Origin of the sequence: Hahnella aquatica (SeqCode), assembly GCF_965194505.1 — a bacterium.
Taxonomy (GTDB): domain Bacteria; phylum Pseudomonadota; class Gammaproteobacteria; order Burkholderiales; family Burkholderiaceae_A; genus Hahnella; species Hahnella aquatica.
Genome location: NZ_OZ239144.1, coordinates 1,291,362 through 1,315,164 on the forward strand (window position 1 = coordinate 1,291,362; position 23,803 = coordinate 1,315,164).

Annotated in this window: 27 protein-coding genes; 12 read left to right on the forward strand and 15 right to left on the reverse strand. The window is 63.1% G+C overall.

Translation table 11 applies throughout. From position 1 onward, the window contains the following. Nucleotides 1-3 precede the first annotated feature (3 nt). The 5 genes from AC8GDA_RS06685 to clpS all read right to left on the reverse strand — a co-directional run bounded on the left by AC8GDA_RS06685 (nucleotide 4) and on the right by clpS (nucleotide 5,479). Nucleotides 4-963, reverse strand: a complete 960-nt coding sequence (locus AC8GDA_RS06685; protein WP_506555756.1) for a transaldolase family protein — start codon at nucleotides 961-963, stop codon at nucleotides 4-6. Nucleotides 964-1,066: 103 nt separating this feature from the next. Continuing rightward, nucleotides 1,067-2,371 carry an NAD(P)/FAD-dependent oxidoreductase gene (locus tag AC8GDA_RS06690; RefSeq protein WP_506555757.1) on the reverse strand — a complete coding sequence of 435 codons (1,305 nt, stop codon included), beginning with the start codon at nucleotides 2,369-2,371 and terminating at the stop codon, nucleotides 1,067-1,069. Between the two features lie 42 nt (nucleotides 2,372-2,413). Continuing rightward, nucleotides 2,414-2,719, reverse strand: a complete 306-nt coding sequence (locus AC8GDA_RS06695; RefSeq protein WP_506555758.1) for a c-type cytochrome — start codon at nucleotides 2,717-2,719, stop codon at nucleotides 2,414-2,416. Nucleotides 2,720-2,822: 103 nt separating this feature from the next. Further along, nucleotides 2,823-5,156: an ATP-dependent Clp protease ATP-binding subunit ClpA gene (clpA, locus tag AC8GDA_RS06700; RefSeq protein WP_506555759.1), complete on the reverse strand. Its 2,334-nt coding sequence runs from the start codon at nucleotides 5,154-5,156 to the stop codon at nucleotides 2,823-2,825. Continuing rightward, a complete protein-coding gene (gene clpS / locus AC8GDA_RS06705; RefSeq protein ID WP_506555760.1) occupies nucleotides 5,153-5,479 on the reverse strand; it encodes an ATP-dependent Clp protease adapter ClpS in 327 nt (108 codons plus the stop codon). Before clpS ends, clpA begins: the two co-directional genes overlap by 4 nt. A gap of 161 nt (nucleotides 5,480-5,640) precedes the next feature. Between clpS and cspE the strand changes: the two genes are divergently transcribed. Then, the gene (gene cspE / locus AC8GDA_RS06710; protein WP_506555761.1) at nucleotides 5,641-5,847 is read left to right on the forward strand and encodes a transcription antiterminator/RNA stability regulator CspE; all 207 of its coding nucleotides are present in this window, start codon (nucleotides 5,641-5,643) and stop codon (nucleotides 5,845-5,847) included. Nucleotides 5,848-5,935: 88 nt separating this feature from the next. Here cspE and icd read toward each other — a convergent pair whose 3' ends face one another. After that, a complete protein-coding gene (gene icd, locus AC8GDA_RS06715) occupies nucleotides 5,936-7,189 on the reverse strand; it encodes an NADP-dependent isocitrate dehydrogenase (RefSeq protein ID WP_506555762.1) in 1,254 nt (417 codons plus the stop codon). 48 nt (nucleotides 7,190-7,237) lie between these two features. On the opposite strand from icd, the gene AC8GDA_RS06720 reads away from it, so the two are divergent. Then, the gene (locus tag AC8GDA_RS06720) at nucleotides 7,238-7,765 is read left to right on the forward strand and encodes a DUF192 domain-containing protein (protein ID WP_506555763.1); all 528 of its coding nucleotides are present in this window, start codon (nucleotides 7,238-7,240) and stop codon (nucleotides 7,763-7,765) included. A gap of 45 nt (nucleotides 7,766-7,810) precedes the next feature. On the opposite strand, the gene sodB is transcribed toward AC8GDA_RS06720, so the two are convergent. From sodB to AC8GDA_RS06735, 3 genes are all read right to left on the reverse strand, one after another. Continuing rightward, nucleotides 7,811-8,389, reverse strand: coding sequence for a superoxide dismutase [Fe] (sodB, locus tag AC8GDA_RS06725; RefSeq protein ID WP_506555764.1), 579 nt, complete (start codon nucleotides 8,387-8,389; stop codon nucleotides 7,811-7,813). Between the two features lie 90 nt (nucleotides 8,390-8,479). Next, a complete protein-coding gene (gene xseA, locus AC8GDA_RS06730; RefSeq protein ID WP_506555765.1) occupies nucleotides 8,480-9,709 on the reverse strand; it encodes an exodeoxyribonuclease VII large subunit in 1,230 nt (409 codons plus the stop codon). 1 nt (nucleotide 9,710) lies between these two features. Continuing rightward, complete coding sequence (locus AC8GDA_RS06735) at nucleotides 9,711-9,839, reverse strand: hypothetical protein (protein ID WP_506555766.1); 129 nt, start codon at nucleotides 9,837-9,839, stop codon at nucleotides 9,711-9,713. Between the two features lie 312 nt (nucleotides 9,840-10,151). On the opposite strand from AC8GDA_RS06735, the gene AC8GDA_RS06740 reads away from it, so the two are divergent. Genes AC8GDA_RS06740 through adk form a run of 4 tightly spaced genes read left to right on the forward strand, consistent with a single transcriptional unit; the run spans nucleotide 10,152 to nucleotide 12,824 of the window. Beyond that, nucleotides 10,152-11,186 (forward strand): tetraacyldisaccharide 4'-kinase, encoded by a 1,035-nt coding sequence (locus tag AC8GDA_RS06740; protein ID WP_506555767.1) that lies wholly within the window; start codon nucleotides 10,152-10,154, stop codon nucleotides 11,184-11,186. Then, the gene (locus AC8GDA_RS06745) at nucleotides 11,167-11,361 is read left to right on the forward strand and encodes a Trm112 family protein (protein ID WP_506555768.1); all 195 of its coding nucleotides are present in this window, start codon (nucleotides 11,167-11,169) and stop codon (nucleotides 11,359-11,361) included. The genes AC8GDA_RS06740 and AC8GDA_RS06745 overlap by 20 nt, the downstream gene beginning before the upstream one ends. A gap of 47 nt (nucleotides 11,362-11,408) precedes the next feature. Then, nucleotides 11,409-12,128 (forward strand): 3-deoxy-manno-octulosonate cytidylyltransferase, encoded by a 720-nt coding sequence (kdsB, locus tag AC8GDA_RS06750; RefSeq protein WP_506557214.1) that lies wholly within the window; start codon nucleotides 11,409-11,411, stop codon nucleotides 12,126-12,128. A 36-nt stretch (nucleotides 12,129-12,164) separates the two neighbouring features. After that, a complete protein-coding gene (gene adk, locus AC8GDA_RS06755) occupies nucleotides 12,165-12,824 on the forward strand; it encodes an adenylate kinase (protein WP_506555769.1) in 660 nt (219 codons plus the stop codon). 12 nt (nucleotides 12,825-12,836) lie between these two features. Here the strand turns inward: adk and AC8GDA_RS06760 are convergent, their stop codons facing one another. Further along, the gene (locus tag AC8GDA_RS06760) at nucleotides 12,837-13,142 is read right to left on the reverse strand and encodes a DUF3579 domain-containing protein (RefSeq protein ID WP_506555770.1); all 306 of its coding nucleotides are present in this window, start codon (nucleotides 13,140-13,142) and stop codon (nucleotides 12,837-12,839) included. Between the two features lie 55 nt (nucleotides 13,143-13,197). Here AC8GDA_RS06760 and AC8GDA_RS06765 point away from each other — a divergent pair, with 55 nt between their 5' ends. Genes AC8GDA_RS06765 through AC8GDA_RS06780 form a run of 4 tightly spaced genes read left to right on the forward strand, consistent with a single transcriptional unit; the run spans nucleotide 13,198 to nucleotide 17,069 of the window. Next, complete coding sequence (locus tag AC8GDA_RS06765) at nucleotides 13,198-14,388, forward strand: aspartate aminotransferase family protein (RefSeq protein ID WP_506555771.1); 1,191 nt, start codon at nucleotides 13,198-13,200, stop codon at nucleotides 14,386-14,388. Beyond that, the gene (gene argF, locus AC8GDA_RS06770) at nucleotides 14,385-15,311 is read left to right on the forward strand and encodes an ornithine carbamoyltransferase (protein WP_506555772.1); all 927 of its coding nucleotides are present in this window, start codon (nucleotides 14,385-14,387) and stop codon (nucleotides 15,309-15,311) included. The genes AC8GDA_RS06765 and argF overlap by 4 nt, the downstream gene beginning before the upstream one ends. A 31-nt stretch (nucleotides 15,312-15,342) precedes the next feature. Next, a complete protein-coding gene (locus AC8GDA_RS06775; RefSeq protein WP_506555773.1) occupies nucleotides 15,343-16,569 on the forward strand; it encodes an argininosuccinate synthase in 1,227 nt (408 codons plus the stop codon). A 14-nt stretch (nucleotides 16,570-16,583) separates the two neighbouring features. Further along, entirely contained in the window at nucleotides 16,584-17,069 is a 486-nt protein-coding gene (locus AC8GDA_RS06780) for a YajQ family cyclic di-GMP-binding protein (protein ID WP_506555774.1), read from the forward strand. On the opposite strand, the gene folE2 is transcribed toward AC8GDA_RS06780, so the two are convergent. From folE2 to xseB, 4 genes are read right to left on the reverse strand one after another with little or no spacing between them, the layout of a single operon-like run. After that, complete coding sequence (folE2, locus tag AC8GDA_RS06785; protein ID WP_506555775.1) at nucleotides 17,066-17,887, reverse strand: GTP cyclohydrolase FolE2; 822 nt, start codon at nucleotides 17,885-17,887, stop codon at nucleotides 17,066-17,068. The genes AC8GDA_RS06780 and folE2 overlap by 4 nt on opposite strands. After that, entirely contained in the window at nucleotides 17,884-19,812 is a 1,929-nt protein-coding gene (gene dxs, locus AC8GDA_RS06790; protein WP_506555776.1) for a 1-deoxy-D-xylulose-5-phosphate synthase, read from the reverse strand. Before dxs ends, folE2 begins: the two co-directional genes overlap by 4 nt. Nucleotides 19,813-19,828: 16 nt before the next feature. Then, entirely contained in the window at nucleotides 19,829-20,764 is a 936-nt protein-coding gene (locus AC8GDA_RS06795) for a polyprenyl synthetase family protein (RefSeq protein WP_506555777.1), read from the reverse strand. After that, nucleotides 20,761-21,039: an exodeoxyribonuclease VII small subunit gene (gene xseB, locus AC8GDA_RS06800; protein ID WP_506555778.1), complete on the reverse strand. Its 279-nt coding sequence runs from the start codon at nucleotides 21,037-21,039 to the stop codon at nucleotides 20,761-20,763. The genes AC8GDA_RS06795 and xseB overlap by 4 nt, the downstream gene beginning before the upstream one ends. 98 nt (nucleotides 21,040-21,137) lie before the next feature. Here xseB and AC8GDA_RS06805 point away from each other — a divergent pair, with 98 nt between their 5' ends. Next, complete coding sequence (locus AC8GDA_RS06805) at nucleotides 21,138-22,250, forward strand: aromatic ring-hydroxylating oxygenase subunit alpha (RefSeq protein ID WP_506555779.1); 1,113 nt, start codon at nucleotides 21,138-21,140, stop codon at nucleotides 22,248-22,250. Next, nucleotides 22,247-23,095, forward strand: coding sequence for a sulfurtransferase (locus tag AC8GDA_RS06810; RefSeq protein ID WP_506555780.1), 849 nt, complete (start codon nucleotides 22,247-22,249; stop codon nucleotides 23,093-23,095). The genes AC8GDA_RS06805 and AC8GDA_RS06810 overlap by 4 nt, the downstream gene beginning before the upstream one ends. Here the strand turns inward: AC8GDA_RS06810 and AC8GDA_RS06815 are convergent. After that, nucleotides 23,092-23,787, reverse strand: a complete 696-nt coding sequence (locus AC8GDA_RS06815) for a fumarylacetoacetate hydrolase family protein (protein ID WP_506555781.1) — start codon at nucleotides 23,785-23,787, stop codon at nucleotides 23,092-23,094. The two genes, AC8GDA_RS06810 and AC8GDA_RS06815, sit on opposite strands and share 4 nt — an antisense overlap. Nucleotides 23,788-23,803 lie beyond the last annotated feature (16 nt).

Consider the following 23,803-nt stretch of genomic DNA (forward strand, 5'->3'; position numbering starts at 1 on the left):
GCCTTACTCCTTGGTGGTGCCAGCCAACAAGGCCAGCAGTTGGGACCCATCACGGGCAAACAGGCGAATGCCCTCGGCGAGTTTCTCCGAGGCCATCGCATCATCGTTCAACTGATAACGAAAGGCCGACTCATGCAGGTGGCGCCAAGGCGCCGCCTGGGCGCGGCCCTGGGCCTCTGGGCTGGTGTCTGGCTCCAGCGGTGTGGGGCCGGTCATGGCGGGGCGCTGGGCGAGCTGATCCAGCAGGTCTGGGCTGACGGTGAGCAGGTCGCAGCCGGCCAGGGCCATCACCTGCTCCACCGACCGAAAGCTTGCACCCATGATCTCGGTGGACACGCCCCGGGCCTTGTAGTCCTCAAAGACCGCTCGCACGAAGCGAACGCCTGGGTCGTCCTGCGCAGCAGACCAGGACTCTCCACGCTGCTTGAACCAGTCGCTGATGCGGCCCACAAAGGGCGAGATGAGCTGCACCCCCGCATCGGCGCAGGCGCTGGCCTGGGCCATGGAAAAGATGAGTGTCATGTTGCAGGCCACACCCCGAAGGCTGAGTTTTTCTGCAGCCCGAATGCCCTCCCAGGTGGCGGGCAGTTTGATGAGCACCCGAGACAGTGGCACGCCAGCATGATCGTAGGCCTCGGCCATAGACATGGCCTGGGTCACTGTGCCCTCCACATCGAAGGCGAGTCGGGCATCGACCTCTGAGGAGACACGCCCTGGGATGAGCTTGAGGATGGCCAGACCAAAGCCCACCACCAGCGCCTGGAGACGCGCATCGGCAGAGGCTTGTGGCAACTCGGCCTGCACCGCCTCGGCCAGGGCCCGGCCCTCGGGCTCGGACATGGCCTTCAAAATAAGGCTGGGGTTGGTGGTGGCGTCCTGAGGACGCACCTCGCGGATGCGCGAAAGACTGCCCGTGTCCGCCACGATGGTGGTCACCTGCCGAAGGGATTCAAGGGCGTTCATGGACAAAGGTCTTGGGCAAAAGAAAAGGGCATGATCAGGAAACCCCAATCATGCCCGAAAGCCACAGGGCGGGCGGCCTGAGGCCACCCTGCCCCAACACAGTTTAGGTCAGCATGTCGGCCCAGATGTTCTTGGCCCACTGGTAGGCGTACCGGCCCTCGAGCTCTGTGGGCGCCGTCGACAGGCCGCCCGCACCTTTGACCGGCTGCATGGTCTTGGTGGCTGCGTCGTACTGGTGAACGCTCGCCACGTGAACGACATTGGCCTGGTCCACAAAGCTGTAGCAGGTGTTGGCCATGGTGACCGGCATCGGTGCCCGGCCATTCATGATCTCCACGATGGCTGCTGCAGCGGCCTTGCCATGCTGGTTCGCCATGTGGCCAGACTTGGGCATGCCAGGGGCCGAGAAGGTGGCATCGCCGAGCACATGAATGTTCTTGTGGGCCGTGGATTCGGTGGTGAGCCAGTCCACACCGCACCAGAGGTCGTTCATGTTGACCAAGCCCGCATCCTTGGCGATCTTGCCAGCATGGTTGGGCGGCACCACATTCAGGACATCGCCCTTGACCTTGTCGCCGACCTCGGTGATGAGGGTCTTGCCCTTGAGGTCGAGCTCATTGACCACCATGTTCGGCGTGTAGGTGATGATGCCCGCGTACTGCTCCTTCCAGACCTTCATGAACAGGCCCTTCTTGGACTGGATGTCGGCGTTGGCATCCAGGATGAGCACCTTGCTCTTGGGCTTCTCCCGCTTGAAGTAGTTGGCGATCTGCGAGGCACGCTCGTAGGGGCCGGGAGGGCACCGATAGGGGGCCTTGGGGATGGTGAGCACATAGACACCACCGTTGGGCATCGCCTCGAGCTGGGCCCGCAGTGCGATGGTCTGGGCGCCGGCCTTCCAGGAGTGCAGAACCACCTTCTGGGCCTCGGCATCCAGGCCACGAATGGCACCGAAATTGAAGTCCACGCCGGGCGAGACGATGAGCCGGTCGTATTTCATGTCGGCGATCTTGCGCATGGTGACGACCTGCTTGACCGGGTCGATCTTGGTGACCTCGTCGTTGAGCACCAGGATGCCGCGCTCGCGCAGGCCACCATAGCCGCGCTTGATGTAGTCGATCTTCTGGACGCCACCGAGCACCAGGTTGGAGATGGGGCATGAGTAGAACTCACGCTCGCGCTCAATGAGCACCACCTCGATGGCACCACCGCCCCACTCTTGCAGGTACTTGGCGGCTGTGGCGCCACCGTAACCACCACCGATGACGACCACACGGCCAATCTTCTTGGTGGACGACATGCCGCCCGAGGTGGTGGCGCAGCCGGTCAGCAGGCCAGCACCGGACAGCGCCGCCGCCCCTGCACCAGCCTTGAGAATGCCCCGACGGGACGTGGATGCGTTATTCATATGGTCTCCCTGAAACAATTTGGTCGAAAGAGGGGCGCCTGCTTAGCGCTTTTTCTGGGCCGAGAAGAAGTCGCCCATGATGGCGATCTGCTCGTCGGTATAGCCCTTGGCGATTTGATGCATGAGCGTGGCCGGGCGCTTTCCCGACTTAAAGGCGTTCATGGTGTCGATGAAGCGGTCTTTGGGGTAGCCCGCCAGACTAAAGCCACCGTCGACTGCATTGCCGTTGGTGCCGTGGCAGTTCGCACAGGCAGCCGCCAGATAACGTGCCTTGTTGAGATCGGTGGCGTGCGCAGCACCGAAGGCCAGCGACGTCGCGATGCCGGCCATGACCAGACGCAGTTTCATAGGGTCTCCTTTGGGTATGTTTTCATGCGTATGTGTAGTTTCCTGAAAACACAGACGGGTGCAAGCCCAAATGAACACTTTGAACCCCAGGGAAACCCTAGGCCTACGAGGACACCTCCTCTGCAGCCTCTTGCGATGCGGGCGGACGTTTCCCGCCGGGGGGCTCGGCAGCGACCATGGCCAGTGAGACCGTCTCGTCGTCCTCGGCCAGGTCGATGTCGACTCGGCCACCGTTGACGAGTTTGCCAAAGAGCAGCTCATCGGCCAGGGCCTTGCGGATTTTGTCTTGGATGATGCGCTGCATGGGCCGCGCGCCCATGGCGGGGTCGAAGCCTTTTTTGGCAAGGAACTTGCGCAGCCGCTCCGAGAATGAGGCCTCGACCTTCTTCTCGTGCAACTGGGTCTCGAGGTCGATGAGGAACTTATCCACGACGCGAAGGATGATGTCCTCGTCGAGCGACCGAAACGAGATCACCGCATCGAGCCGGTTGCGGAATTCCGGCGTGAAGACGCGCTTGATCTCTTCGATCTCATCGCCGGACTGACGTGGGTTCGAGAAGCCGATGGCACGTTTGCCGAGGATGTCTGCACCCGCGTTGGTCGTCATGATGAGAATGACATTGCGGAAGTCGGCCTTGCGGCCGTTGTTGTCGGTGAGGGTGCCGTGGTCCATCACCTGCAACAGGATGTTGAAGATGTCGGGGTGGGCCTTCTCGATCTCATCGAGCAAGAGCACCGCATGCGGCTTCTTGTGCACGGCCTCGGTGAGGAGGCCGCCCTGATCGAAGCCGACATAGCCCGGGGGCGCGCCAATGAGGCGCGAGACGGCATGCCGCTCCATGTACTCCGACATGTCGAACCGAATGAGTTCGATGCCCAGCAGAAAGGCCAATTGCTTGGCCACCTCGGTCTTGCCAACGCCAGTGGGGCCGCTCAGCAGGAAGCAGCCAATCGGCTTGTCGGTCTTGCCCAGGCCAGAGCGGGCCATCTTGATGGCGGCCGTGAGGGAGTCGATGGCCGGGTCTTGGCCGAAGACCACGTTCTTCAGGTTGCGGTCGAGCTTGGCAAGAATCTGTCGGTCGTCGGTGTTGACGGTCTGGGGCGGGATGCGGGCGATCTTGGAGACGATCTCCTCGATCTCGGCCTTGCCGATGGTGCGCTTTTGCTTGCTCTTGGGCAGGATGCGCTGGGCGGCGCCGGCCTCATCGATGACATCGATGGCCTTGTCTGGAAGGTGGCGGTCGTTGATGTAGCGGGCGGCGAGCTCGGCCGCGGCTGTGAGGGCGCCGGCCTGGTATTTCACTCCATGGTGCTCCTCAAAGCGCGACTTCAGGCCCTTCAGAATTTGAATGGTCTGGTCGACCGAGGGCTCGTTGACATCGATCTTTTGGAAGCGCCGAGACAGGGCGTGGTCCTTCTCGAAAATGCCGCGGTACTCGTTGTAGGTGGTGGCGCCGATGCAGCGCAGGTTGCCCGATGACAGGGCGGGCTTGAGCAGATTGCTGGCATCGAGCGTGCCGCCCGAGGCCGAGCCTGCTCCAATGAGTGTATGGATCTCGTCGATGAACAGCACGGCATGTGGGTCCGCCTTGAGCTGCTTGAGCACGGCCTTGAGCCGCTGTTCAAAGTCGCCCCGGTACTTCGTGCCGGCGAGCAGTGCGCCCATGTCGAGCGAATACACCGTGGCGGCCTCGAGGATCTCGGGCACCTGCTTTTCGGTGATGCGCCAGGCCAGGCCTTCGGCGATGGCCGTCTTGCCCACCCCGGCCTCGCCCACCAGCAGGGGGTTGTTCTTGCGGCGACGGCAGAGCACCTGCACCACGCGCTCGACCTCATGCTCGCGGCCAATGAGGGGGTCGATCTTGCCTTCGAGGGCCAGCTTGTTGAGGTTCTGGGTGTATTGGTCTAGCGGCGTGGGCTGGGCAGCCGAACTGGAAGAGCCGCTCGACTCTTGCGACTCAGAGGCCTGCTCCTCGGTGGCATTGGGCGGCGTGGTGCCCGACTTGGTGATGCCATGGGCAATGAAGTTCACGACATCGAGACGGGTGACGCCCTGCTGGTGCAGGAAATAAACGGCGTGGGAATCTTTCTCGCCAAAGATGGCCACGAGCACATTGGCGCCGGTGACCTCCTTCTTGCCGTTGGAGGTGGACTGGACATGCATGATGGCCCGCTGAATGACCCGCTGGAAGCCGAGCGTGGGCTGGGTGTCGACGTCGTCAGAGCCTTGAATGACGGGCGTGTTCTCGGCGATGTGGCCCGTGAGGGACTTGCGCAGGACGTCCATGTCGACTGCGCAGGCCCGAAGGATGTCTGCAGAGGAAGGATTGTCGAGCAAGGCCAGGAGCAGGTGCTCCACGGTGATGAACTCATGACGCTGCTGGCGGGCTTCCACAAAGGCCATGTGGAGACTGACTTCTAGTTCTTGCGAGATCATGCTTCCTCCATCACACACTGCAGCGGATGCTGATGCATCCGCGAAAAGCCGTTGACCTGCTCCACTTTGGTCTCGGCCACCTCTTTGGGGTAGACCCCACACACGCCCCGCCCTTCCCTGTGAACCCTGAGCATGACCTGCGTTGCTTTCTCACGGTCCATGGAGAAGAATTTTTGCAGAATTAACACCACAAATTCCATCGGGGTGAAATCGTCATTTAAAAGCCACACCGTAAACCTTGGTGGCGGGGCCACTTTGGACGGCGCCCGTTCAAGCACTGGCGTGCCGATGTCTGGGGGAGCGGAAGGGACATTTGTCGCCATGCACCAAGTGTAGAGCCAATCTCCCCTCAAGAAACCGTCATTCTTTGTTGGACAAAGCCAAGAACTGGGAATATAGTGGGATGTGGTAGTCCGCTTCGCATGGCAGAGTTGTTCTCTTGACGTGCGGTTTTTTGTTCTTTTTAAAAGGTAGGAACGCAGGAATGTCTACAGGTACAGTCAAGTGGTTCAACGATGCCAAAGGCTTTGGTTTCATCACCCCCGATGAGGGCGGCGAAGACGTCTTCGCACACTTCTCAGCCATTCAAACCAACGGCTTTCGGTCGTTGAAAGAAGGCCAGAAGGTGCAGTTCGACATCATTCAGGGCCCCAAAGGAAAACAGGCTTCAAACATCGTGCCCGCGGCCTAAATTCTAGGCGCTCACGAAAAAAAACCCCGATCAGTTGATCGGGGTTTTTTTATGTCCAAAGGCCGCGGACGGCCGACCTCGGATGGCCTTACATGTGCTCAATCATAACCTCGCCAAAGCCCGAGCAGCTGACCTGGGTGGCGCCATCCATGAGGCGGGCAAAGTCATAGGTGACACGGCGGCTTGAGATCGAACGCTCCATCGCCCCGATGATGAGGTCTGCAGCCTCGACCCAGCCCATGTGGCGCAGCATCATCTCGGCCGAGAGAATCAGTGAACCAGGGTTCACATAGTCCTGGCCCGCGTACTTGGGCGCAGTGCCGTGGGTGGCCTCGAACATGGCCACGCGGTCTGAGAGGTTCGCACCCGGTGCAATGCCAATGCCACCCACCTGGGCGGCCAGGGCATCGGAGACATAGTCGCCGTTGAGGTTGAGCGTGGCAATCACGCTGTACTCGGCCGGCCGCAGCAGAATCTGCTGCAGGAAGGCGTCCGCGATGGAGTCCTTCACGATCACCTCGCGGCCCGTCTTGGGGTTCTTGAACTTGCACCATGGGCCGCCATCGATCGGCTCGGCGCCGAACTCCCGCTGGGCCAGTGCGTAGGCCCAGTCGCGAAAGCCACCCTCGGTGAACTTCATGATGTTGCCCTTGTGCACGATGGTGAGCGAAGGCTTGTCGTTGTCGATCACGTACTGCATGGCCTTGCGCACAAGCCGCTCGGTGCCCTCTCGGGAGACCGGCTTGATGCCAATGCCCGAGGTCTCGGGGAAGCGAATCTTCTTCACCCCAAAGTCTTTCATGAGGATGTCGATCAGCCGCTTGGCCTCGGGCGACTCTGCCGCGTACTCAATGCCGGCATAGATGTCCTCGGAGTTCTCTCGGAAAATGACCATGTCGGTCTTCTCGGGCTCCTTGAGGGGGCTGGGCACGCCCTTGAAATAGCGCACCGGCCGCAGGCAGACATAGAGGTCGAGCTGCTGGCGAAGGGCCACATTCAGCGACCGAATGCCACCACCCACTGGCGTGGTCAGCGGGCCCTTGATGGAGACAACGTAGTCGCGCAGGACCTCGAGGGTCTCGTCGGGCAGCCAGACGTCTGGGCCGTAGACCTTGGTGGACTTCTCGCCGCAGAAAATTTCCATCCAGGAGATCTTGCGGCGGCCTCCGTAAGCCTTTTTCACAGCGGCATCGACCACCTTGATCATGACGGGGGTGATGTCGACGCCCGTGCCATCGCCCTCAATGAAGGGAATGATGGGCTGGTCGGGCACCTGAAGGGAGTTGTCGGGATTGACCGTGATCTTTTGCCCCACGGATGGCACGACGATTTTGCTGCTCATGGACACATTCTCCGAATGAAAATTTGATTGGTCCCGTATTCTAAGGCGATGAAAGCCCTCCTGTGCCCAGCCCCATCGTTGGCGTCCTTGACTGTCTTGGCTGCGGTCTTGACTCGAATCGCCCTGGTCACTCGGATGGCCATGGCAACCGTCGCGGCCCTGGCCCTCTCAGCCGCCAGCGCCATGGCCAAGGACACCATCCCCCTGCGGCTGGGCGCCTTCACCGTGCAGGCCGAAGTGGCTGCAACGCCGGATCAGCGGGCCCGGGGCCTGATGTTTCGAGAACGCCTGGCCGACAACCACGGCATGCTGTTTGTCTTTGAGCAGGCGGCCCCGATCTGCATGTGGATGAAGAACACCCCGCTGCCGCTGGCCGTGGCCTTTGTGGATGCCCGCGGGGCCATCATCAACGTGGAGTCGATGGTGCCACGCACCGAGACCCCGCACTGCGCGGCCGCACCGGCCTTGTATGCCTTGGAGATGGCCGACGGCTGGTTCCAAGACCGCGGCCTGGGACCCGGCCGGCGGATTGAGGGGCTTCCGCCGGCGGGCAGCAACCGACAGCCTTCGCGCTGAAAAACGACGCCCCACCCGAAGGCGGGGCGCGGGGCCGGCTCTTTTTTAGGCGGCGTTCTTGGCCACGAAATCCCAGTTCACCAAGGCCCAGAAGCCGTTGAGGTAATCGGGGCGGCGATTGCGGTGGTCGATGTAGTAGGCGTGCTCCCACAGGTCGCAGGTGAGCAGGGGCTTGTCGCCGGTGGTGAGCGGTGTGGCGGCATTGCTCGTGTTGACGATGTCGAGGCTGCCGTCGGCCTTCTTCACGAGCCATGTCCAGCTCGAGCCAAAGTTGCCCACCGCGCTCTTGTTGAAGGCTTCCTTGAAGGCATCGAAGCTGCCCCATTTGGCATCGATGGCCTTGGCCAGCGCGCCCGTGGGGGCTCCGCCGGCCTTGGGTGCGAGGCCGTGCCAGTAAAAGGTGTGGTTCCAGACCTGGGCTGCGTTGTTGAAGATGCCGCCGCTCGACTTGCGAACAATGTCCTCTAAACCGAGCGACTCGAATTCGGTGCCCTTGATCAGGTTGTTCAGGTTCGTCACGTACGTTTGGTGGTGCTTGCCGTAGTGGAACTCAAGGGTTTCTTTGGAAATGTGTGGCGCCAGGGCATCCATGGCGTAGGGCAGCGTTGGCAGGACATGTTCCATGAAACGTTTCTCCTTCAGATGGGGTGGTTTGACCAAGACGAAGCTTAATCGATCTGGCCAGTGCTGGGATGCACCAACGGCCTTAACCGCTCAAGCCTTGGGAGATTTTGGCACCCCCTTGGCCTGAACTGCGGTGACATCGGCCTGCGCCGTGCCATCACGCAGGCTCAGGGCCACCGACATCCCCACCTGCAACTGACCTGCGCTGGTGACGGGCACGCCTTGATTGTCCAGGACCATTGCATAGCCGCGGGCCAGCACGGCTTCTGGATTGAGCGCAGCCAGGCGCATCGATGCCTGTTGCGCCTGGCCTTGTCGCAGCCGCATCGCGTGGCGCAGGGCCAGCCGCATTCGATCGGCGGCGGCCACCATGCGCAGGCGGTGCTGGGCCATGCGGTCTCTCGGGTGCACGAGGCCGCGGGCGGCGAGGTCGAGCCGCTGCTGCGAGGCACGGCACAGCAGGGCCATGGCCTTTTGAGCCCGCGCGCGGGCGTCCTCCATCCGCCGCCGCAAGGCAACACTGGAGGCGGCCAGCCACTCGGCCGCGGCAGTGGGGGTGGCTGCACGGTGATCGGCCGCGAAATCCACCAGGCTGGTGTCGGTCTCGTGGCCCACGCCCGAGACCCGGTGGCCTGGAAAGGCCACGAAGGCACGGACCACGGCCTCTTCATTGAACGCCCAGAGGTCCTCGAGGCTCCCGCCACCGCGGGTGAGCACCAGGGCATCGAGCGGTGCACCCTCGGCCGTGCGATGGGCTGCGGCTCGGCCGATCGCCTCCACCAATTGCCTGGGTGCATCGGGGCCCTGCACCAATGATGAGAACACCACCACCCGCAGCTGGGGGGCCTCTCGGCCCAATGTGACGAGGAAGTCTCGAATGGCCGCACCGGCGGTGGACGTCACCACCCCAATGGCCTGCAGGTGAGCCGGGCGGGCTCGCTTGCGAGACTCATCAAAGAGCCCCTCAGCCGTGAGCAGTGCCTTTCGGCGAAGGAATGCTTCATAGAGGCTTCCCTGGCCAGCAGGCTTCATGCCCACGATTCGAATCTGGAAGTCACCCCGAGGCTCATACAGGCCGGCACTGGCAAGCACCTCGACCATCTGCCCCTCCGTGGGCTGGCAGCCAAGGCCGGCCGCGTCCCCGCGAAACAACACGGCCCGAAGGCTGGCCTGGGCGTCTCGCAGGGTCAGGTAGGTGTGGCCACTGGCGGCCACGGTGAGTTGGGCCACCTCGCCCACAATTCGCACGCTGGGAAACTGCCTGGACAAGGACTGGGCCACCAGCCGATTGAAGCCCCGAACGGAGAGGATTTCCTCCAAATTAGCCGCTCCTGGCCAGCGACTTCTCCACAAGCCGCGTGGGCACGTGCTGCGAGACACCCCGAGCGCCATGTTTCAAGGGCCTCGGGGTGACGACCGGCAGCGCCGCCACATTAAACGTTTTAAACATATGATTTATATATGAATTTTTTAATGAAAATCCTGCGGTGAGACGCTCGGGTCAAACGCGTGCCGGTTTCTTACCATAAACTTTGGCCTCGTGTTGTTCTGGGTGTCAGGAGGCGTTGCCAGCATGTCCACAGAGTTATCCACAAGCTCGGCCGTCACCAGGTGGTTCAAATCCAGGCTGTGGACAAGTTGGTTCCCCGAACGGGGCCGTCCGCTGAAGTCTGTGCTCGCAAACCTCCTTTTCAGGCTGGTGTGGACCCCCATCGCCTGGCCTCTCACCTTCGTGACGAGCCTCGTGAGCAGCGTTCGCCTTATGAAGCAGTCTAACGCGCCAGAGGACCCTGCGCGGCCGGTCCTGGCCGTGGGCAACTGGATCGTGGGTGGTGCCGGCAAGACACCCACCTGCTTGGCCTTTGCCATTGGGCTTGCGCAAAGCGGTTGGCGCCCTGGCATTCTGAGTCGCGGCGCCGGCCGGGTTGTGGTCGATGACGCACCCAGAATCTTGCTGCCCGATGCCTTGGGCCAATGGTCTCCCGAGGAGGTGGGCGATGAGCCTTGGCTACTTGCCTGGCGATCGAACTGCCCAGTGGCCGTGGCGGCTGATCGATGGGCGGCGGCCCAGGCCTTGTTGGCGGTTCGGCCCGAGGTCAACCTGTTCATTCTGGACGACGGCCTGTCGCAGACGAGCATCCGACCGCATGTTCGGGTGCTCGTCATCGATGACCGACTCCATGGCAACGGCTGGCTGATGCCGCTGGGGCCCCTGCGACAGCCCTGGCCGCCATCGTCGGACCACGTACCCGACTTCGTCGTGCTGCGAGACGGCGCGCCCCTCGAGGGCGTGGCCAGGCTCATCGCACCCATCCGCCCGCCGCCGGAGATCGGCAAGCTCGGCCTCATGAGCGTGGCCCTCAGGCGGCCCCGCCGAGAGGGCGATCGCATCGTGAGTGAGACCGTCGAGTTTCTGGATGCGGCACGCGCCTGGCGGATCGCCGACGACCGACCGGTCGTGGCGCTCGCGGCCATTGCGCGGCCGGACCCCTTCTTTGATTACCTCCGGCGGCATCATGTGCGACTCGTGGGCACCGCCTGCCTGGACGACCATGCGCCAGCAGCACTGCTTGAAGATGCCGCCATCGGTCTGCTTCGGCCGCTGGCCGGTCAGGCGCCTGTGCTCCTCATGACCGAGAAGGACGCGGTGAAGTTTTTTGCCAGACACTCCTTCGAGCACCCCGATCTGGCCGGCATCGAATGGTGGGCCCTGGCCCAGCGCCACCGTCTCTTCGAGGACAGCCTGCTGGCGGTTCACAATCGTCTTAAGATGCGGCATGGACTCCAAACTTCTTGACGTCTTGGTCTGCCCGCAGTGCCGAGGGCCCCTTCAGCACGACACCCCACGCGGCCTGCTGGTCTGCGAGGCAGAGCGTCTCGGTTATCCCATCGTCGATGGCATTCCGCACCTGCTGGTGCAAGAGGCGATCGATGTGCCCACCTTCCACGTGGCCACGCCCGACCCCGATTGAGCAACACGGCTGCTGAACCGAGTTTCTGGGTGCTGATTCCAGCCCGCATGGGCGCTGGGCGCCTGCCCGGCAAGCCCCTGGCCGACCTGGCCGGAGAGCCGATGGTGGTTCGTGTGGCAAAGGTGGCGCAGTCGGCCGGCGCCGCACGCGTGGTGGTGGCCACCGACTCCGAGGCCATCTCCCAGGCCGTTCACGAGGCCGGGGTCGAGAGCATCCTCACCCGGGCAGACCATGCCAGCGGCACGGATCGACTCGCGGAGGCCGTGGCCCTGCTCGGCGCCCAGCCAGCGCAGTTGGTGGTCAACCTGCAAGGCGATGAGCCACTCATGCCGCCTGAGGCCCTGCGGCTCGCGGCCCAGGCCCTCCAGGCCCATCCGCAGGCATCCGTCTCCACCGCGGTCACACCGATGTCTCAGGAGGACATCTGCAATCCAAACCAAGTGAAGGCGGTCTGCGATCAGAATGGCATGGCCCTTTACTTCTCCAGGGCGCCGATCCCGTTCTGGCGAGACCCATCGCCCTCAGAGGCGCCACCCGCCCAAGTGCTGCGTCATCTGGGGCTCTATGCCTACCGAGCAGGCCCGCTATCTGAATTCTGGCAATGGGGCCCCTGCGGCCTTGAGGCCATGGAACAGCTTGAACAACTGCGCTGGTTGCATCGCGGCCACCGCATTGCGACATTTCTGCTGGAAACCCCGCCACCGCCCGGGGTCGACACGCCGGAAGACCTCGAACGCATGCGGTTGATCCTCAAAGCGTCTCTATAATTCGTCTACTACAACAATTCCAGCGGGAGACGAACAATGCGGCTGATTCTATTGGGCCCGCCTGGGGCCGGGAAAGGCACCCAAGCCAATCTCATCAAGGACCACTTCGCCATCCCGCAGATTTCCACCGGAGACATGCTGCGTGCCGCAGTGAAGGCGGGAACCCCGCTTGGCGTGGCTGCGAAGAAAGTAATGGACAGCGGCGGCCTGGTGAGCGACGACATCATCATCAACCTGGTGAAAGAACGTCTGCAGCAGCCCGACTGCAAGGCCGGCTATCTCTTCGACGGCTTCCCAAGAACCATCCCCCAGGCCGAGGCCATGCGCACGGCCCAAGTGGGCATCGATGTCGTGCTCGAGATTCAGGTGCCCGACGAGGACATCATCGACCGCATGAGCGGCAGGCGTGTGCACATGGCCAGTGGCCGCACGTATCACATCCGATTCAACCCGCCGCGCGAGGCCGACCGCGACGACATCACCGGCGAACCCCTGATCCAGCGTGATGACGACCGAGAAGAAACGGTTCGCAAGCGCCTGGATGTCTACCACGAGCAGACCCGCCCGTTGGTGAGCTTCTACGAGCGCTGGCAGGCCTCAGGTGAGGCGGCGGCTCCCGTGCTCAAGACCATCTCGGGTGTGGGTGCTGTGGAGGAGATCACGGCCCGCGCCATGGCCGCACTCGGGGGCCGCTAGTTCAGAGAGAGTTCAGAGAACGTCGGGCTCGTAGGGCGTCATGGGGAGTTCGTTGTCGGCCGCAAAGCCCACCACAAAGGCCCAGGCCATCGGCTCGAGTTCTTCAATGCGTTGATCGACCAGCACGCAACGCACACCATCGAACATCACGGGTTGGGCATAGGGTGAAAAACCAGCCAAGGGATTCTGATACGAGCCGGTGACATAGCCGGGCCGATAGGCCGAGAGCACCCCAGCCAAACGCTCCGCCCAGTCGCTCGGTCGGAAAACTTTTCCTGCTTGGGTGCGGCCTGAAATAAGGTGTTGGCGTGGCTTCAAGGTCGGCAAAAGAAACCGGTATTCTAACGGGTTCACGCAACACACAGCAGGCGTTATGTCCATTCTCAGCACCCACCTCATGCCCACCTATGCCCGCCAGTCGGTGGCCTTCGTGCGCGGTGAGGGCTGCTGGTTGTGGGACGTCGAAGGACGCCGCTACCTCGACGCCCTGTCTGGCATTGCCGTGAACACGCTGGGCCATGCGCACCCGGCCTTGGTCGAAGGGCTTCGTGAACAGGTCGGCCAACTGATCCACACCTCCAACCTCTACGAGGTTCCCCTGCAGGCCGATCTGGCCGATCAGCTCGCCCGCCTCTCGGGCATGACCAATGTCTTCTTCTGCAACTCTGGGCTCGAGGCCAATGAGGCCGCCCTGAAACTCGCCCGCAAGCACGGCCATAACCGAGGCTTTGATCGTCCTCAGACCATCGTCTTTGAAGGTGCATTTCATGGCCGGTCCATCGCCACGCTGTCGGCCACGGCCAGCGCCAAGGTGCAAAAGGGCTTTGAGCCCTTGGTCGAGGGATTTGTTCGGGTGCCACTCAATGACATGAACGCGCTGGCAGCTGCCACGGCAGCCAACCCGCAGGTGAGTGCGGTCTTCCTCGAGTCCATTCAGGGTGAGGGCGGCATTCGTCCCGCAGACATTGAATTCCTTCGGGCCCTTCGGGCCCACTGCACGGCCCACAACATTCTGCTCATGCTCGATGAAGTCCAGTGCGGCATTGGTCGCACGGGGCGCTGGTTTGCCCATCAGTGGGCCGATGTTCTTCCCGATGTCATGCCCCTGGCCAAGGGCCTGGGCTCGGGCGTGCCCATCGGCGCTGTGGTGGCCCATGGGCTTGCAGCCAGCCTCTTTGAGCCGGGCAACCATGGCACCACCTTCGGCGGCAACCCACTGGCCATGCGGGCAGGCCTCATCACCCTCGAGACCATTGCCCGCGATGGCCTGCTGGAGAACGCGCATGCACGGGGGGCTCAGATTCGCAGCCGACTTGAGTCGGCCCTCGCTGGGCATCCGGGCGTCTCGGAGATTCGGGGCCAGGGCCTCATGATCGGCATTGAACTGGCCCAGCCCTGCGGGGTGCTTGTGCAACGGGCCCTGAATGCGGGCCTGCTGATCAATGTCACCTCCGACCGCGTCATCCGACTGCTGCCGGCACTGATCATCACCGCCGAAGAGGCCGACGATGTGGTCGACCGCCTCCTGCCCCTGGTTCAGGACTTTCTTCGGGAGTGCGCATGACAGCCGCCATTCAGCATTTCCTGCAGTTCAACGACCTCGACCGCGAGGCCATTGGCCACCTCTTTGAGCGAACCCGGGTCATCAAGTCACGGTTCAAGCAGTACCAGCGGCACATGCCCTTGCAAGACCGCACCCTGGTCATGATCTTCGAGAAGCAGTCGACACGCACCCGGCTCTCCTTCGAGGCCGGCATGCACCAGTTGGGCGGTGCCGCCATCTACCTCAACACCCGCGACACCCAGCTCGGCCGCGGCGAGCCCGTGGAAGATGCCGCGCAGGTCATCTCCCGCATGTGCGACCTGGTCATGATCCGCACCTATGAGCAAGAGATCATCGAACGCTTCGCGGCCCACTCCAGAGTGCCGGTCATCAATGGCCTCACCAACGAGTACCACCCCTGCCAGATCCTCGCAGACATCTTCACCTTCATCGAGCATCGCGGCAGCATCGAGGGCAAGACCGTGGCCTGGATCGGCGACTCCAACAATGTCTGCAACACCTGGCTGCAGGCGGCGGAGCTCCTGAACTTCCAGGTTCGGGTGTCCACCCCACCGGGCTACGAGGTCGAGGCAGAACGGGCCGGCCTGCACTCGGAAGACCACTTCCAGCAGTTTGCCGACCCCCTCGAGGCCGCCCGTGGCGCAGACCTCGTCACCACCGATGTCTGGACCAGCATGGGCTTCGAGGCAGAGAACGAGGTTCGGCTGCGCGACTTCGCCGACTGGTGTGTCGACGCAGAAATGATGTCGGCCGCCAAGGCCGATGCCCTGTTCATGCACTGCCTGCCAGCCCACCGCGGCGAGGAGGTCAGTGCAGAGGTCATCGATGGCCCACAGTCGGTGGTCTGGGAAGAGGCCGAGAACCGTCTCCACGCCCAGAAGGCCCTGATGGAATACCTGCTGCTCGGCAAGGTGTCCGACTAATTCACCCCAACCCCCTCGCACAAGAGACAACATGGCAAACCCCAAGATCAAGAAAGTTGTGCTGGCCTACTCCGGTGGACTCGACACCTCGGTCATCCTCAAGTGGCTGCAAGACCAATACGGCTGCGAGGTCATCACCTTCACCGCCGACATCGGCCAGGGCGAGGAGCTTGAGCCCGCCCGGCAGAAGGCCAAAAAGTTTGGTGTGAAGAAGATCTTCATCGAAGACCTCCGCGAGGAATTCGTCCGAGACTTCGTCTTCCCGATGTTTCGGGCCAACACCGTCTACGAGGGCGAGTACCTGCTGGGCACCTCCATTGCACGGCCCCTCATTGCCAAGCGGCTGGTCGAGATCGCCCGCCAAGAGAAGGCCGATGCCATCTCCCACGGGGCCACCGGCAAAGGAAATGACCAGGTGCGCTTTGAACTCGGCGCCTACGCCCTCATGCCCGATGTCAAGGTCATTGCACCCTGGCGGGAATGGGATCTCCTCTCCCGCGACAAACTGCTCGCCTACGCCGACCAGCACGGCATTCCGGTGGACTACAAAAAGCGCAAGGGCGAGGCGCCCTTCTCCATGGACGCCAACCTGCTGCACATTTCTTATGAGGGGGGCCTGCTCGAGGACCCCAACCGCGAGCCCCCAGCCAGCGGCATGTGGCGCCTGACCGTGCCCATTGAAAAGGCACCCAGCAAGGCCGAGGAGATCGAGCTCGACTTCGTCAAGGGCGACCTCGCAGCCATCAACGGCCAGAAGATGAAGGCCCACGAGTTGCTCACCGAGCTCAATCGTCTTGGTGGCCGTCATGGCATCGGCCGGCTCGACCTGGTGGAGAACCGTTATGTTGGAATGAAGTCGCGCGGCTGCTACGAGACCCCGGGCGGCACCATTCTGCTGCGGGCCCATCGGGCCATTGAGTCGCTCACCCTCGACCGTGAGGTGGCCCACCTCAAGGACGACCTCATGCCGCGCTATGCCAGCCTGGTCTACAACGGCTACTGGTGGTCACCCGAGCGCCAGGCCCTGCAGGTGCTCATCGACCACACCCAGTCCACCGTCACCGGCCGGGTGCGCCTGAAGCTCCTCAAGGGCAATGTCATTGTCACCGGCCGTCAGAGCAAGCACTCCCTCTTCGATGCCAAGATCTCGACCTTCGATGACGACGGTGGCGCATACAACCAGGCCGATGCGGGAGGCTTCATCAAGCTCAACGCCCTGCGCATGCGCATTGCGGCAGCCAAGAAGAAATCCAAGTAAGGAAGGAGCCTGACATGCCCTCATTCGACACCACCCTCGAGGCCGACGTCACCGAAGTGCGCAATGCTGTCGACCAGGCCAGCAAAGAAATCAGCACCCGCTTCGATTTCAAAGGCTCGAGCGCCAAGGTCGAGCAGAAGGAGCGTGAGCTCAGCTGCTATGCGGACAACGAATTTCAGCTCGGCCAGGTTCGAGAGGTTCTGATCTCCAAGTGCGCCAAGCGCCAGGTCGACGTGCGCTTCTTATCCCACGGCGACATTCAAAAGATCTCCGGCGACAAGATCAAGCAGGTGCTTACCGTTCGGCATGGCATTGCTGGGGAGGACGCCAAGCGCATCGTGCGGATCCTGAAGGACAGCAAGATGAAGGTTCAGGCAGCCATTCAGGGAGACACCGTACGGGTTACGGGTGGAAAGCGAGACGACCTGCAGGCGGCCATTGCACTCTTGCGCAAGGAGGTCGACGACCTCCCGCTCACCTTCGGAAACTTCCGAGACTAGGCCTCGATTCGGGCCCAGGCCGAGTGGTTGTGGATGGACTCGAAGTTCTCAGCCTCGATGCAGGCTGACCGAACGCCCGGCAGGGCCCGCACCGACAAGGCGACATCGCGCACCAGGTCTTCCACGAACTTCGCATTGTCGTAGGCCCGCTCGGTCACGTACTTTTCGTCGGGCCGCTTGAGCAGACCCCAGAGTTCACAAGAGGCCTGCTGCTCGATGGTCTGGATCAGCGTAGTGATGCTGGGCGCCAGCGCCGGCTGGCAGACCACGCGCACATAGACTTCCGAGCGCTGATTGTGGGCACCGTAGTCTGAAATTTCCTTGGAGCAGGGGCACAGGCTCTTGACCGGTACCCAGGCCGAGATCGCGAGTTCGCGCTCCTCGCCCTGCTCGCTGGCCTCTAAGCCGATGCGGTAATCCATGAGCGAGGCCACACCACTCACAGGCGCCTTCTTCTGGATGAAGAAGGGGGCCTCCACCGTGAGCGTGCCCTCGTCGGCCTCAAGCAGCCGAAGCATGTCTCTGAAGAGAAGGTCGATGGCCTGCACCGACAGCGCCGTGCCCTCGCGCAGCATGCCCTCGAGCAGGGCCACAAAACGCGACATGTGGGTGCCCTTGCGATCGGCCGGCAAGGCCACCGACAAGGAAAACACGCCCACCGAGGGCTGAGGCTCAGCACCAGCCGCCGTCTCGATGAGCACGGGGTAGCGAATCCTGCGGATGCCCACCCGCTGGATGGGCAGGTTGCGGGCATCGGCCGTGCCTTGCACATCTGGCATCTCACGCATGAGGCCAGCGGAGTCGAGTGGGTTGTTCATGAAACCAGGGATAGGGGTGATGAGAGTGACAACATGGCGATGCGTTGACGAACCGAGGCCACGATGCCCTCGGCATCCAGCCCCTCTAAGGCCAGGAGTTTGCCATGGTCTCCGTGGTCGATGAACCGGTCTGGCAGGCCCAGGTGGAAGATCGGCACCATCGGGATGCGATTGCCCAAGGCCACGAGGGCCTCTGCACAGGCCGAGCCCGCACCCGCCATGACGGCATGCTCTTCGATTGTGACCAGCAGGTCGTGTGTCTTGGCGGCCTCTTCAATGGCCTCCATGTCGAGTGGCTTGATGAAACGCATGTTGATGAGGCTGGCATCGAGCCGCTCGGCGGCCAGACGCGCGGGCGTGACCATGCTGCCGAAGGCCAGCAAGGCGACGCGGGCCCCTGCAGCCTTATTGCCAACGCCGCATCGGCGAAGCCATTCGGCCTCGCCCACCGCAATGGGCGCCAGGCTCTCGCCCGCGGGCTCACCAGGCCCTGCCCCACGTGGGTATCGCACCGCAGAGGGGCCGTCGATCGACAGGCCCGTGCTCAGCATGGCCCTGCACTCGGGCTCATCCTTGGGCGCCATGATGACCATGTTTGGAATGCAACGAAGGAAGGCAGTGTCGTAGGCGCCCGCATGGGTGGCACCGTCGGCCCCCACCAGGCCCGCCCGGTCGATGGCAAAGACCACCGGCAGGTTCTGCAGGGCCACATCGTGGATGAGCTGGTCGTAGCCACGCTGCAAGAAGGTGGAATAGATGGCCACCACTGGCCGAAGCCCCTCACATGCAAGGCCCGCGGCCACCGTGACCGCGTGCTGCTCCGCGATGGCCACATCATGGTAGCGATCGGGAAACTTCTGCGAATAGCCCACCAGGCCAGAACCCTCACGCATGGCAGGCGTGACCACCACCAGCCTTGGATCGGCTGCGGCAGCGTCACAGCACCACTGGCCAAACACGGCCGAATAGGTGGGCTTGGCCGGCGCGGTCGAGGGCTGGATGCCCTTCTCCGGATCGAACTTGCCGGGCCCGTGATACAGGATGGGGTCATCCTCAGCCCGCTGGTAGCCATGGCCCTTTTTCGTGACCACATGCAGAAACTGAGGCCCCTTCAACTCGCGCAGGTTCTGAAGGGCTGGCACCAGGGCATCGAGGTCGTGGCCGTCGATGGGCCCGAAGTAATTAAATCCAAACTCCTCAAAGAGGGTGGAGGGCGTGACAAAGCCCTTGGCCCCGCCCTCGAGCTTGCGGGCAATCTCGAGCACGGGTGGCACCACACCGAGCACCTGCTTGCCCAGTTCGCGCGCGGCCGAATAGAAGCGGCCTGTCATGAGGCGGGCCAGATAATTGCTCATGGCCCCCACGGGCGGCGAGATCGACATCTCGTTGTCGTTGAGGATCACGAGGAGGTCGATGTCCTTGTGAATGCCGGCATTGTTCATGGCCTCATAGGCCATGCCCGCAGAAATGGCGCCGTCTCCAATGACCGCCACATGACGGCGACGGTGCGGCCCCTGGTGCTCGCCCTTCTGGCGCGTGGCCAGGGCCATGCCCAGTGCAGCAGAGATCGAGGTGGAGGAGTGGGCCGTGCCGAAATGGTCGTACTCGCTCTCGGCCCGACGCGGAAAGCCCGAGATGCCGCCGAACTGGCGAAGGCCAGACATCTGGTCACGACGCCCGGTGAGAATCTTGTGCGGATAACTCTGGTGGCCAACATCCCAGACCAGTCGATCGAACGGGGTGTGGAAGACGTGATGAATGGCCACCGTGAGCTCGACCGTGCCCAGGTTGGACGACAGATGGCCGCCCGTCTGCGCAACGGATTCCAGCAGGTGGGTGCGGAGCTCGTCGGAGACTTCCTTGAGTTGCCGACGGGTCAGCATGCGGAGCTGATCGGGGCTGTCGATGGCGTGAAGTAATGTCATGAGGGCCTAAGATGAACTAGTACGCCCGCTGCGTCAACGCATGGGCCAATTGAGAAAGGGCATCGGCCCGCTGGCCCAGTGGCTTGAGTGCGGCCACCGCAGACCGATGCAGGCGCTGTGCATGGGCACGGCTCTCGGCCACGCCCAAGAGGCACACAAAGGTGGGCTTGCCCTGGGCAGCGTCTTTTCCGGCGGTCTTGCCAAGCGTGTGCGAATCGGCCTCGGCATCGAGCACGTCGTCGATCACCTGAAAGGCCAGGCCGAGGTCGCGTGCATAGGCATCGAGGGCCTCGATGCAGCCCGGGACACTGGCCCGTGGACCAATGAGGCCGCCCATGATGGCCGCAGCACGAATGAGTGCCCCCGTCTTGAGGGCATGCATGGCCTCGAGGCTTTTCTGGTCGAGCGACTGGCCCACGACCGCAATGTCGATGGCCTGGCCGCCCGCCATGCCGAGGGCCCCCGTGGCCCGGGTGGCCACCTGCAGAATCTGAACCAGCCGGTCGGGCGCAATGGGCGCCCGAGACAAGAGCTCAAAGCCCAGGGTTTGCAGGGCATCGCCGACGAGCAAGGCCGTGGGCTCATCGTAGGCAATGTGCACGGTGGGCTGTCCGCGCCGCAGGTCGTCGTCGTCCATGCAAGGCATGTCGTCATGAACCAATGAAAAGGCATGGATGCATTCAATCGCTGCGGCCAGATCGAGTGCCGCAGGCCCTGTCGGGTCTGCCCCGGTGGACTGGGCTGCAGCCATGACCATCAATCCCCTGGCACGCTTTCCACCATTGAGGACGCCATGGCGCATGGCAGCCCAGAGCCGCTCCAGGGCGGCGTCTGGCCTGACCGCACCCGCGTGGCAGCGCGGGGTTAGGGCATCAGACAGCCGCGCCTCGAGCACTTGGCGCCAGGCCAGCGGCAGGCCCAGTGCCGTGTCGGTGGCGGCCACCGCGGTCAAGAGGACTCCAGCTGGTCTCGGCTCACCTCAGAATGGGTGCCCTGGCTGTCGATGAGTTCGATGGTCCGCGCCGCCTCATCGAGCAGCGACTGCGCACGCTTGAGCAGGGCGGCACCTCGGCCATAGGCCGCAAGGGCCTCGGCCAGGTCGAGTTCGCCAGACTCCAATTGAGCAGCAATCTGCTCCATGCCGGCGAGCACGTCTTCGAAGCGCATGGCGTCGATGTCGGAATGCGCCGACGGCGTTGTGGGGCTGGATGAGCTGGACTTGGGCATCCCGAGATTCTAAGGGAGGACAGCCGGTCTTCGGGCTGGACCCAATGCCGATTGCCGCTATACTGGGCGGCTTTCCTTGGCTAAAGAGGGGGGATCTGATGTCGGACGTCGGAACCTTTTCGAGGCTCGAACCGTCGGCTGCACAGTTGCCGGTTTGGGCTTACTTTGACGAGGCGCTTCTCGCCCAAGAGCGCCAGGCCTGCTTCGCAGCGGGCCCTGGCTATGTTGGCCACCAGCTCATGGTGCCCGATCAAGGCCATTTCCATACGCTCGCACATGAGGACCACGGTCGCGTTCTGATGAACCAGGGCGACCGCATCGAACTGCTCTCGAACGTCTGCCGGCACCGCCAGGCCATCATGCTCGAGGGCCGCGGCCAGACGGAGTCGATTGTCTGCCCGCTGCATCGCTGGACATACGACCTGCAAGGCCAGCTCCTCGGTGCGCCCCATTTTGAGCAAGACCCTTGCCGCCACCTGCGGCGTCAGACGCTCACCCAGTGGAATGGCCTGCTCTTTGAGGGCAACGCCAGCCTGCTCGACGAGCTCAAGACGGTGCCGTTTTTCAGCCATCTGAAATTCGAGGGCTATGTCTTCGCCAAGAGCCAGTCCCATCGGTGCCCCTACAACTGGAAGAGCTTCATCGAGGTCTACATGGACGACTACCATGTGGTGCCATTCCATCCGGGCCTGGGCCAGTTCGTGGACTGCAACTGGCTGCGCTGGCACTTCGGTGAGAACCACAACATCCAGGCCGTGGGCATCACACCGCTCACCGATGCAGCCACCCCGGTCTACAAGCGCTGGCACGACGAGGTCCTGCGCATGCACGGCGGTCGGCTGCCCGAGTTTGGTGCCATTTGGATGACGATCTATCCCAACATCATGGTCGAGTGGTATCCCAAGGTGCTGGTGGTGAGCCACCTGCACCCCGTCTCGCCACAAGAGACGCTCAACGTGGTGGAGTTCTATTACCCCGAGGAGATCTTTCACTTCGAGCCCTCGTACATGCAGGCCCAGCAGGCGGCCTACAACGAGACGGTCATCGAGGACGATGAGATCGCCATTCGAATGGACCGCGGCCGCCGCGCCCTGATGAAGGCCGGCCGCAACGAGGTGGGCCCCTATCACTCCCCCATGGAAGACGGCATGCTGCACTTCCACGAGTACATGCGCCGCCGCATGGGCGAGGCGCTCGCCCAGGCACGATGAATCCCATCATCACCTGCTCAGAGGTCGTGGGCCATGAGGGGCCCCTGCTGCTCATCGATGTGCGGCACAGCCTCACCGACCCCACCGCCGGCATCATGGCCTACGCCAAAGGCCACCTGCCCGGGGCGGCGTTCCTCTCGGTCGATGAAGAGCTCAGCGGAGAGCCGAGCCCAGGCAATGGGGGGCGGCATCCGCTCCCGCAGCCAGAGGTCCTCGCACAGCGCCTGGCTGAGTTGGGCGCAACCGAAGACACCCTGCTGGTGACCTACGACGACCAGGGCGGGCTCTTTGCATCACGCTTCTGGTGGCTGGCCCGCTGGATCGGTCACCCGCGGGTGGCGGTGCTCGATGGTGGTCTGCGCGCCTGGATCGAGTCGGGCGGGCCACTCAAGGCAGACGAGTTCAAGGCATCGAAGGCGGGGAAGATGTCGGTCCGGCCAAGCCTGTGCCCGCGGTGGAACCTCGAGATGATCGAGGCCTGGGTGGCTGCGGCCTCAGACCAAGAGATCGCCGTGCTGGTCGATGCCCGGGCCGCCGAGCGCTTCCGGGGTGAGGTCGAGCCCATCGACCCCGTGGCCGGTCACATCCCCGGGGCCATCAACCGCCCTTATATGCACAACCTCGATGACCAGGGCCGTTTCAAGGCGCCGTCGGCCTTGCGAGACGAGTTCACCGCCATGCTCGGCGAGGCGGACCCAACTTCGGTGGTGCACAGCTGTGGGTCGGGCATCTCGGCCTGCCACAACCTGCTGGCCATGGAGGCCGCGGGACTTGCGGGCAGCGCGCTCTACCCCGGTTCTTGGAGTGAATGGTGCGGACGGGCCTCGCCCGCCGCTCGGGGCTAAACCAGCCGCAAGACCAAATCGGGCAGGCCCACGGCCTTTGCACGAATCTCATCACCACGCACCACAGGGCCCACGCCCGCGGGTGTGCCTGTGAAGATGATGTCGCCGGGGGCCAAGGTCCAGGCCTCTGAGATCCTGCAGATCATCTCTTCGATGTTCCAGATCATCTGACTCAGATCGCCCGACTGGCGCGTCTCGCCATTCACGGAGAGCGAGATGGCGCCCTGGGTCACCAGGCCGCCGAACGCGTCGGCGGGCAGCAGGGGGCCCATGGGCGATGCATGGTCGAATGACTTGCCAATCTCCCAGGGTTTGGCCTGCTTCTTCATCTCGGCCTGGCGGTCGCGACGGGTCATGTCCAGACCCAGGCCATAGCCCCAAATGGCCGCGCGGGCCTCTTGGGCCGAGAGCTTGCTGCCCCCCGCATGCAGGGCGACCACCAGCTCCACCTCATGGTGCAGGTCGTCGGTGAGCGAGGGGTAAGGCCAGTCGGCCGAGGCGTTTGGCGGACATTCAAAGAGGGTGTCGGGCGGCTTGATGAAGAAGAAGGGAGGCTCGCGGCCCGTGTCGCCCATCTCCTTGGCATGGTCGGCGTAATTGCGACCCACACAATACACGCGGCGCACCGGAAAACGTTCCGTGGAATGGAGGATCGGCAGTGAGACCAGAGGGACAACGGGGGGTTTCTGCATGGGTCTGGACGTGAAT

Coding starts and splice junctions, on each gene's coding strand:
- AC8GDA_RS06685 (WP_506555756.1), bottom strand. CDS start 963: ATGAACGCCCTTGAATCCCTTCGGCAGGTGACCACCATCGTGGCGGAC.
- AC8GDA_RS06690 (WP_506555757.1), bottom strand. CDS start 2,371: ATGAATAACGCATCCACGTCCCGTCGGGGCATTCTCAAGGCTGGTGCA.
- AC8GDA_RS06695 (WP_506555758.1), bottom strand. CDS start 2,719: ATGAAACTGCGTCTGGTCATGGCCGGCATCGCGACGTCGCTGGCCTTC.
- clpA (WP_506555759.1), bottom strand. CDS start 5,156: ATGATCTCGCAAGAACTAGAAGTCAGTCTCCACATGGCCTTTGTGGAA.
- clpS (WP_506555760.1), bottom strand. CDS start 5,479: ATGGCGACAAATGTCCCTTCCGCTCCCCCAGACATCGGCACGCCAGTG.
- cspE (WP_506555761.1), top strand. CDS start 5,641: ATGTCTACAGGTACAGTCAAGTGGTTCAACGATGCCAAAGGCTTTGGT.
- icd (WP_506555762.1), bottom strand. CDS start 7,189: ATGAGCAGCAAAATCGTCGTGCCATCCGTGGGGCAAAAGATCACGGTC.
- AC8GDA_RS06720 (WP_506555763.1), top strand. CDS start 7,238: ATGAAAGCCCTCCTGTGCCCAGCCCCATCGTTGGCGTCCTTGACTGTC.
- sodB (WP_506555764.1), bottom strand. CDS start 8,389: ATGGAACATGTCCTGCCAACGCTGCCCTACGCCATGGATGCCCTGGCG.
- AC8GDA_RS06735 (WP_506555766.1), bottom strand. CDS start 9,839: ATGTTTAAAACGTTTAATGTGGCGGCGCTGCCGGTCGTCACCCCGAGG.
- AC8GDA_RS06740 (WP_506555767.1), top strand. CDS start 10,152: ATGAAGCAGTCTAACGCGCCAGAGGACCCTGCGCGGCCGGTCCTGGCC.
- AC8GDA_RS06745 (WP_506555768.1), top strand. CDS start 11,167: ATGGACTCCAAACTTCTTGACGTCTTGGTCTGCCCGCAGTGCCGAGGG.
- kdsB (WP_506557214.1), top strand. CDS start 11,409: ATGGGCGCTGGGCGCCTGCCCGGCAAGCCCCTGGCCGACCTGGCCGGA.
- adk (WP_506555769.1), top strand. CDS start 12,165: ATGCGGCTGATTCTATTGGGCCCGCCTGGGGCCGGGAAAGGCACCCAA.
- AC8GDA_RS06765 (WP_506555771.1), top strand. CDS start 13,198: ATGTCCATTCTCAGCACCCACCTCATGCCCACCTATGCCCGCCAGTCG.
- argF (WP_506555772.1), top strand. CDS start 14,385: ATGACAGCCGCCATTCAGCATTTCCTGCAGTTCAACGACCTCGACCGC.
- AC8GDA_RS06775 (WP_506555773.1), top strand. CDS start 15,343: ATGGCAAACCCCAAGATCAAGAAAGTTGTGCTGGCCTACTCCGGTGGA.
- AC8GDA_RS06780 (WP_506555774.1), top strand. CDS start 16,584: ATGCCCTCATTCGACACCACCCTCGAGGCCGACGTCACCGAAGTGCGC.
- folE2 (WP_506555775.1), bottom strand. CDS start 17,887: ATGAACAACCCACTCGACTCCGCTGGCCTCATGCGTGAGATGCCAGAT.
- dxs (WP_506555776.1), bottom strand. CDS start 19,812: ATGACATTACTTCACGCCATCGACAGCCCCGATCAGCTCCGCATGCTG.
- xseB (WP_506555778.1), bottom strand. CDS start 21,039: ATGCCCAAGTCCAGCTCATCCAGCCCCACAACGCCGTCGGCGCATTCC.
- AC8GDA_RS06805 (WP_506555779.1), top strand. CDS start 21,138: ATGTCGGACGTCGGAACCTTTTCGAGGCTCGAACCGTCGGCTGCACAG.
- AC8GDA_RS06810 (WP_506555780.1), top strand. CDS start 22,247: ATGAATCCCATCATCACCTGCTCAGAGGTCGTGGGCCATGAGGGGCCC.
- AC8GDA_RS06815 (WP_506555781.1), bottom strand. CDS start 23,787: ATGCAGAAACCCCCCGTTGTCCCTCTGGTCTCACTGCCGATCCTCCAT.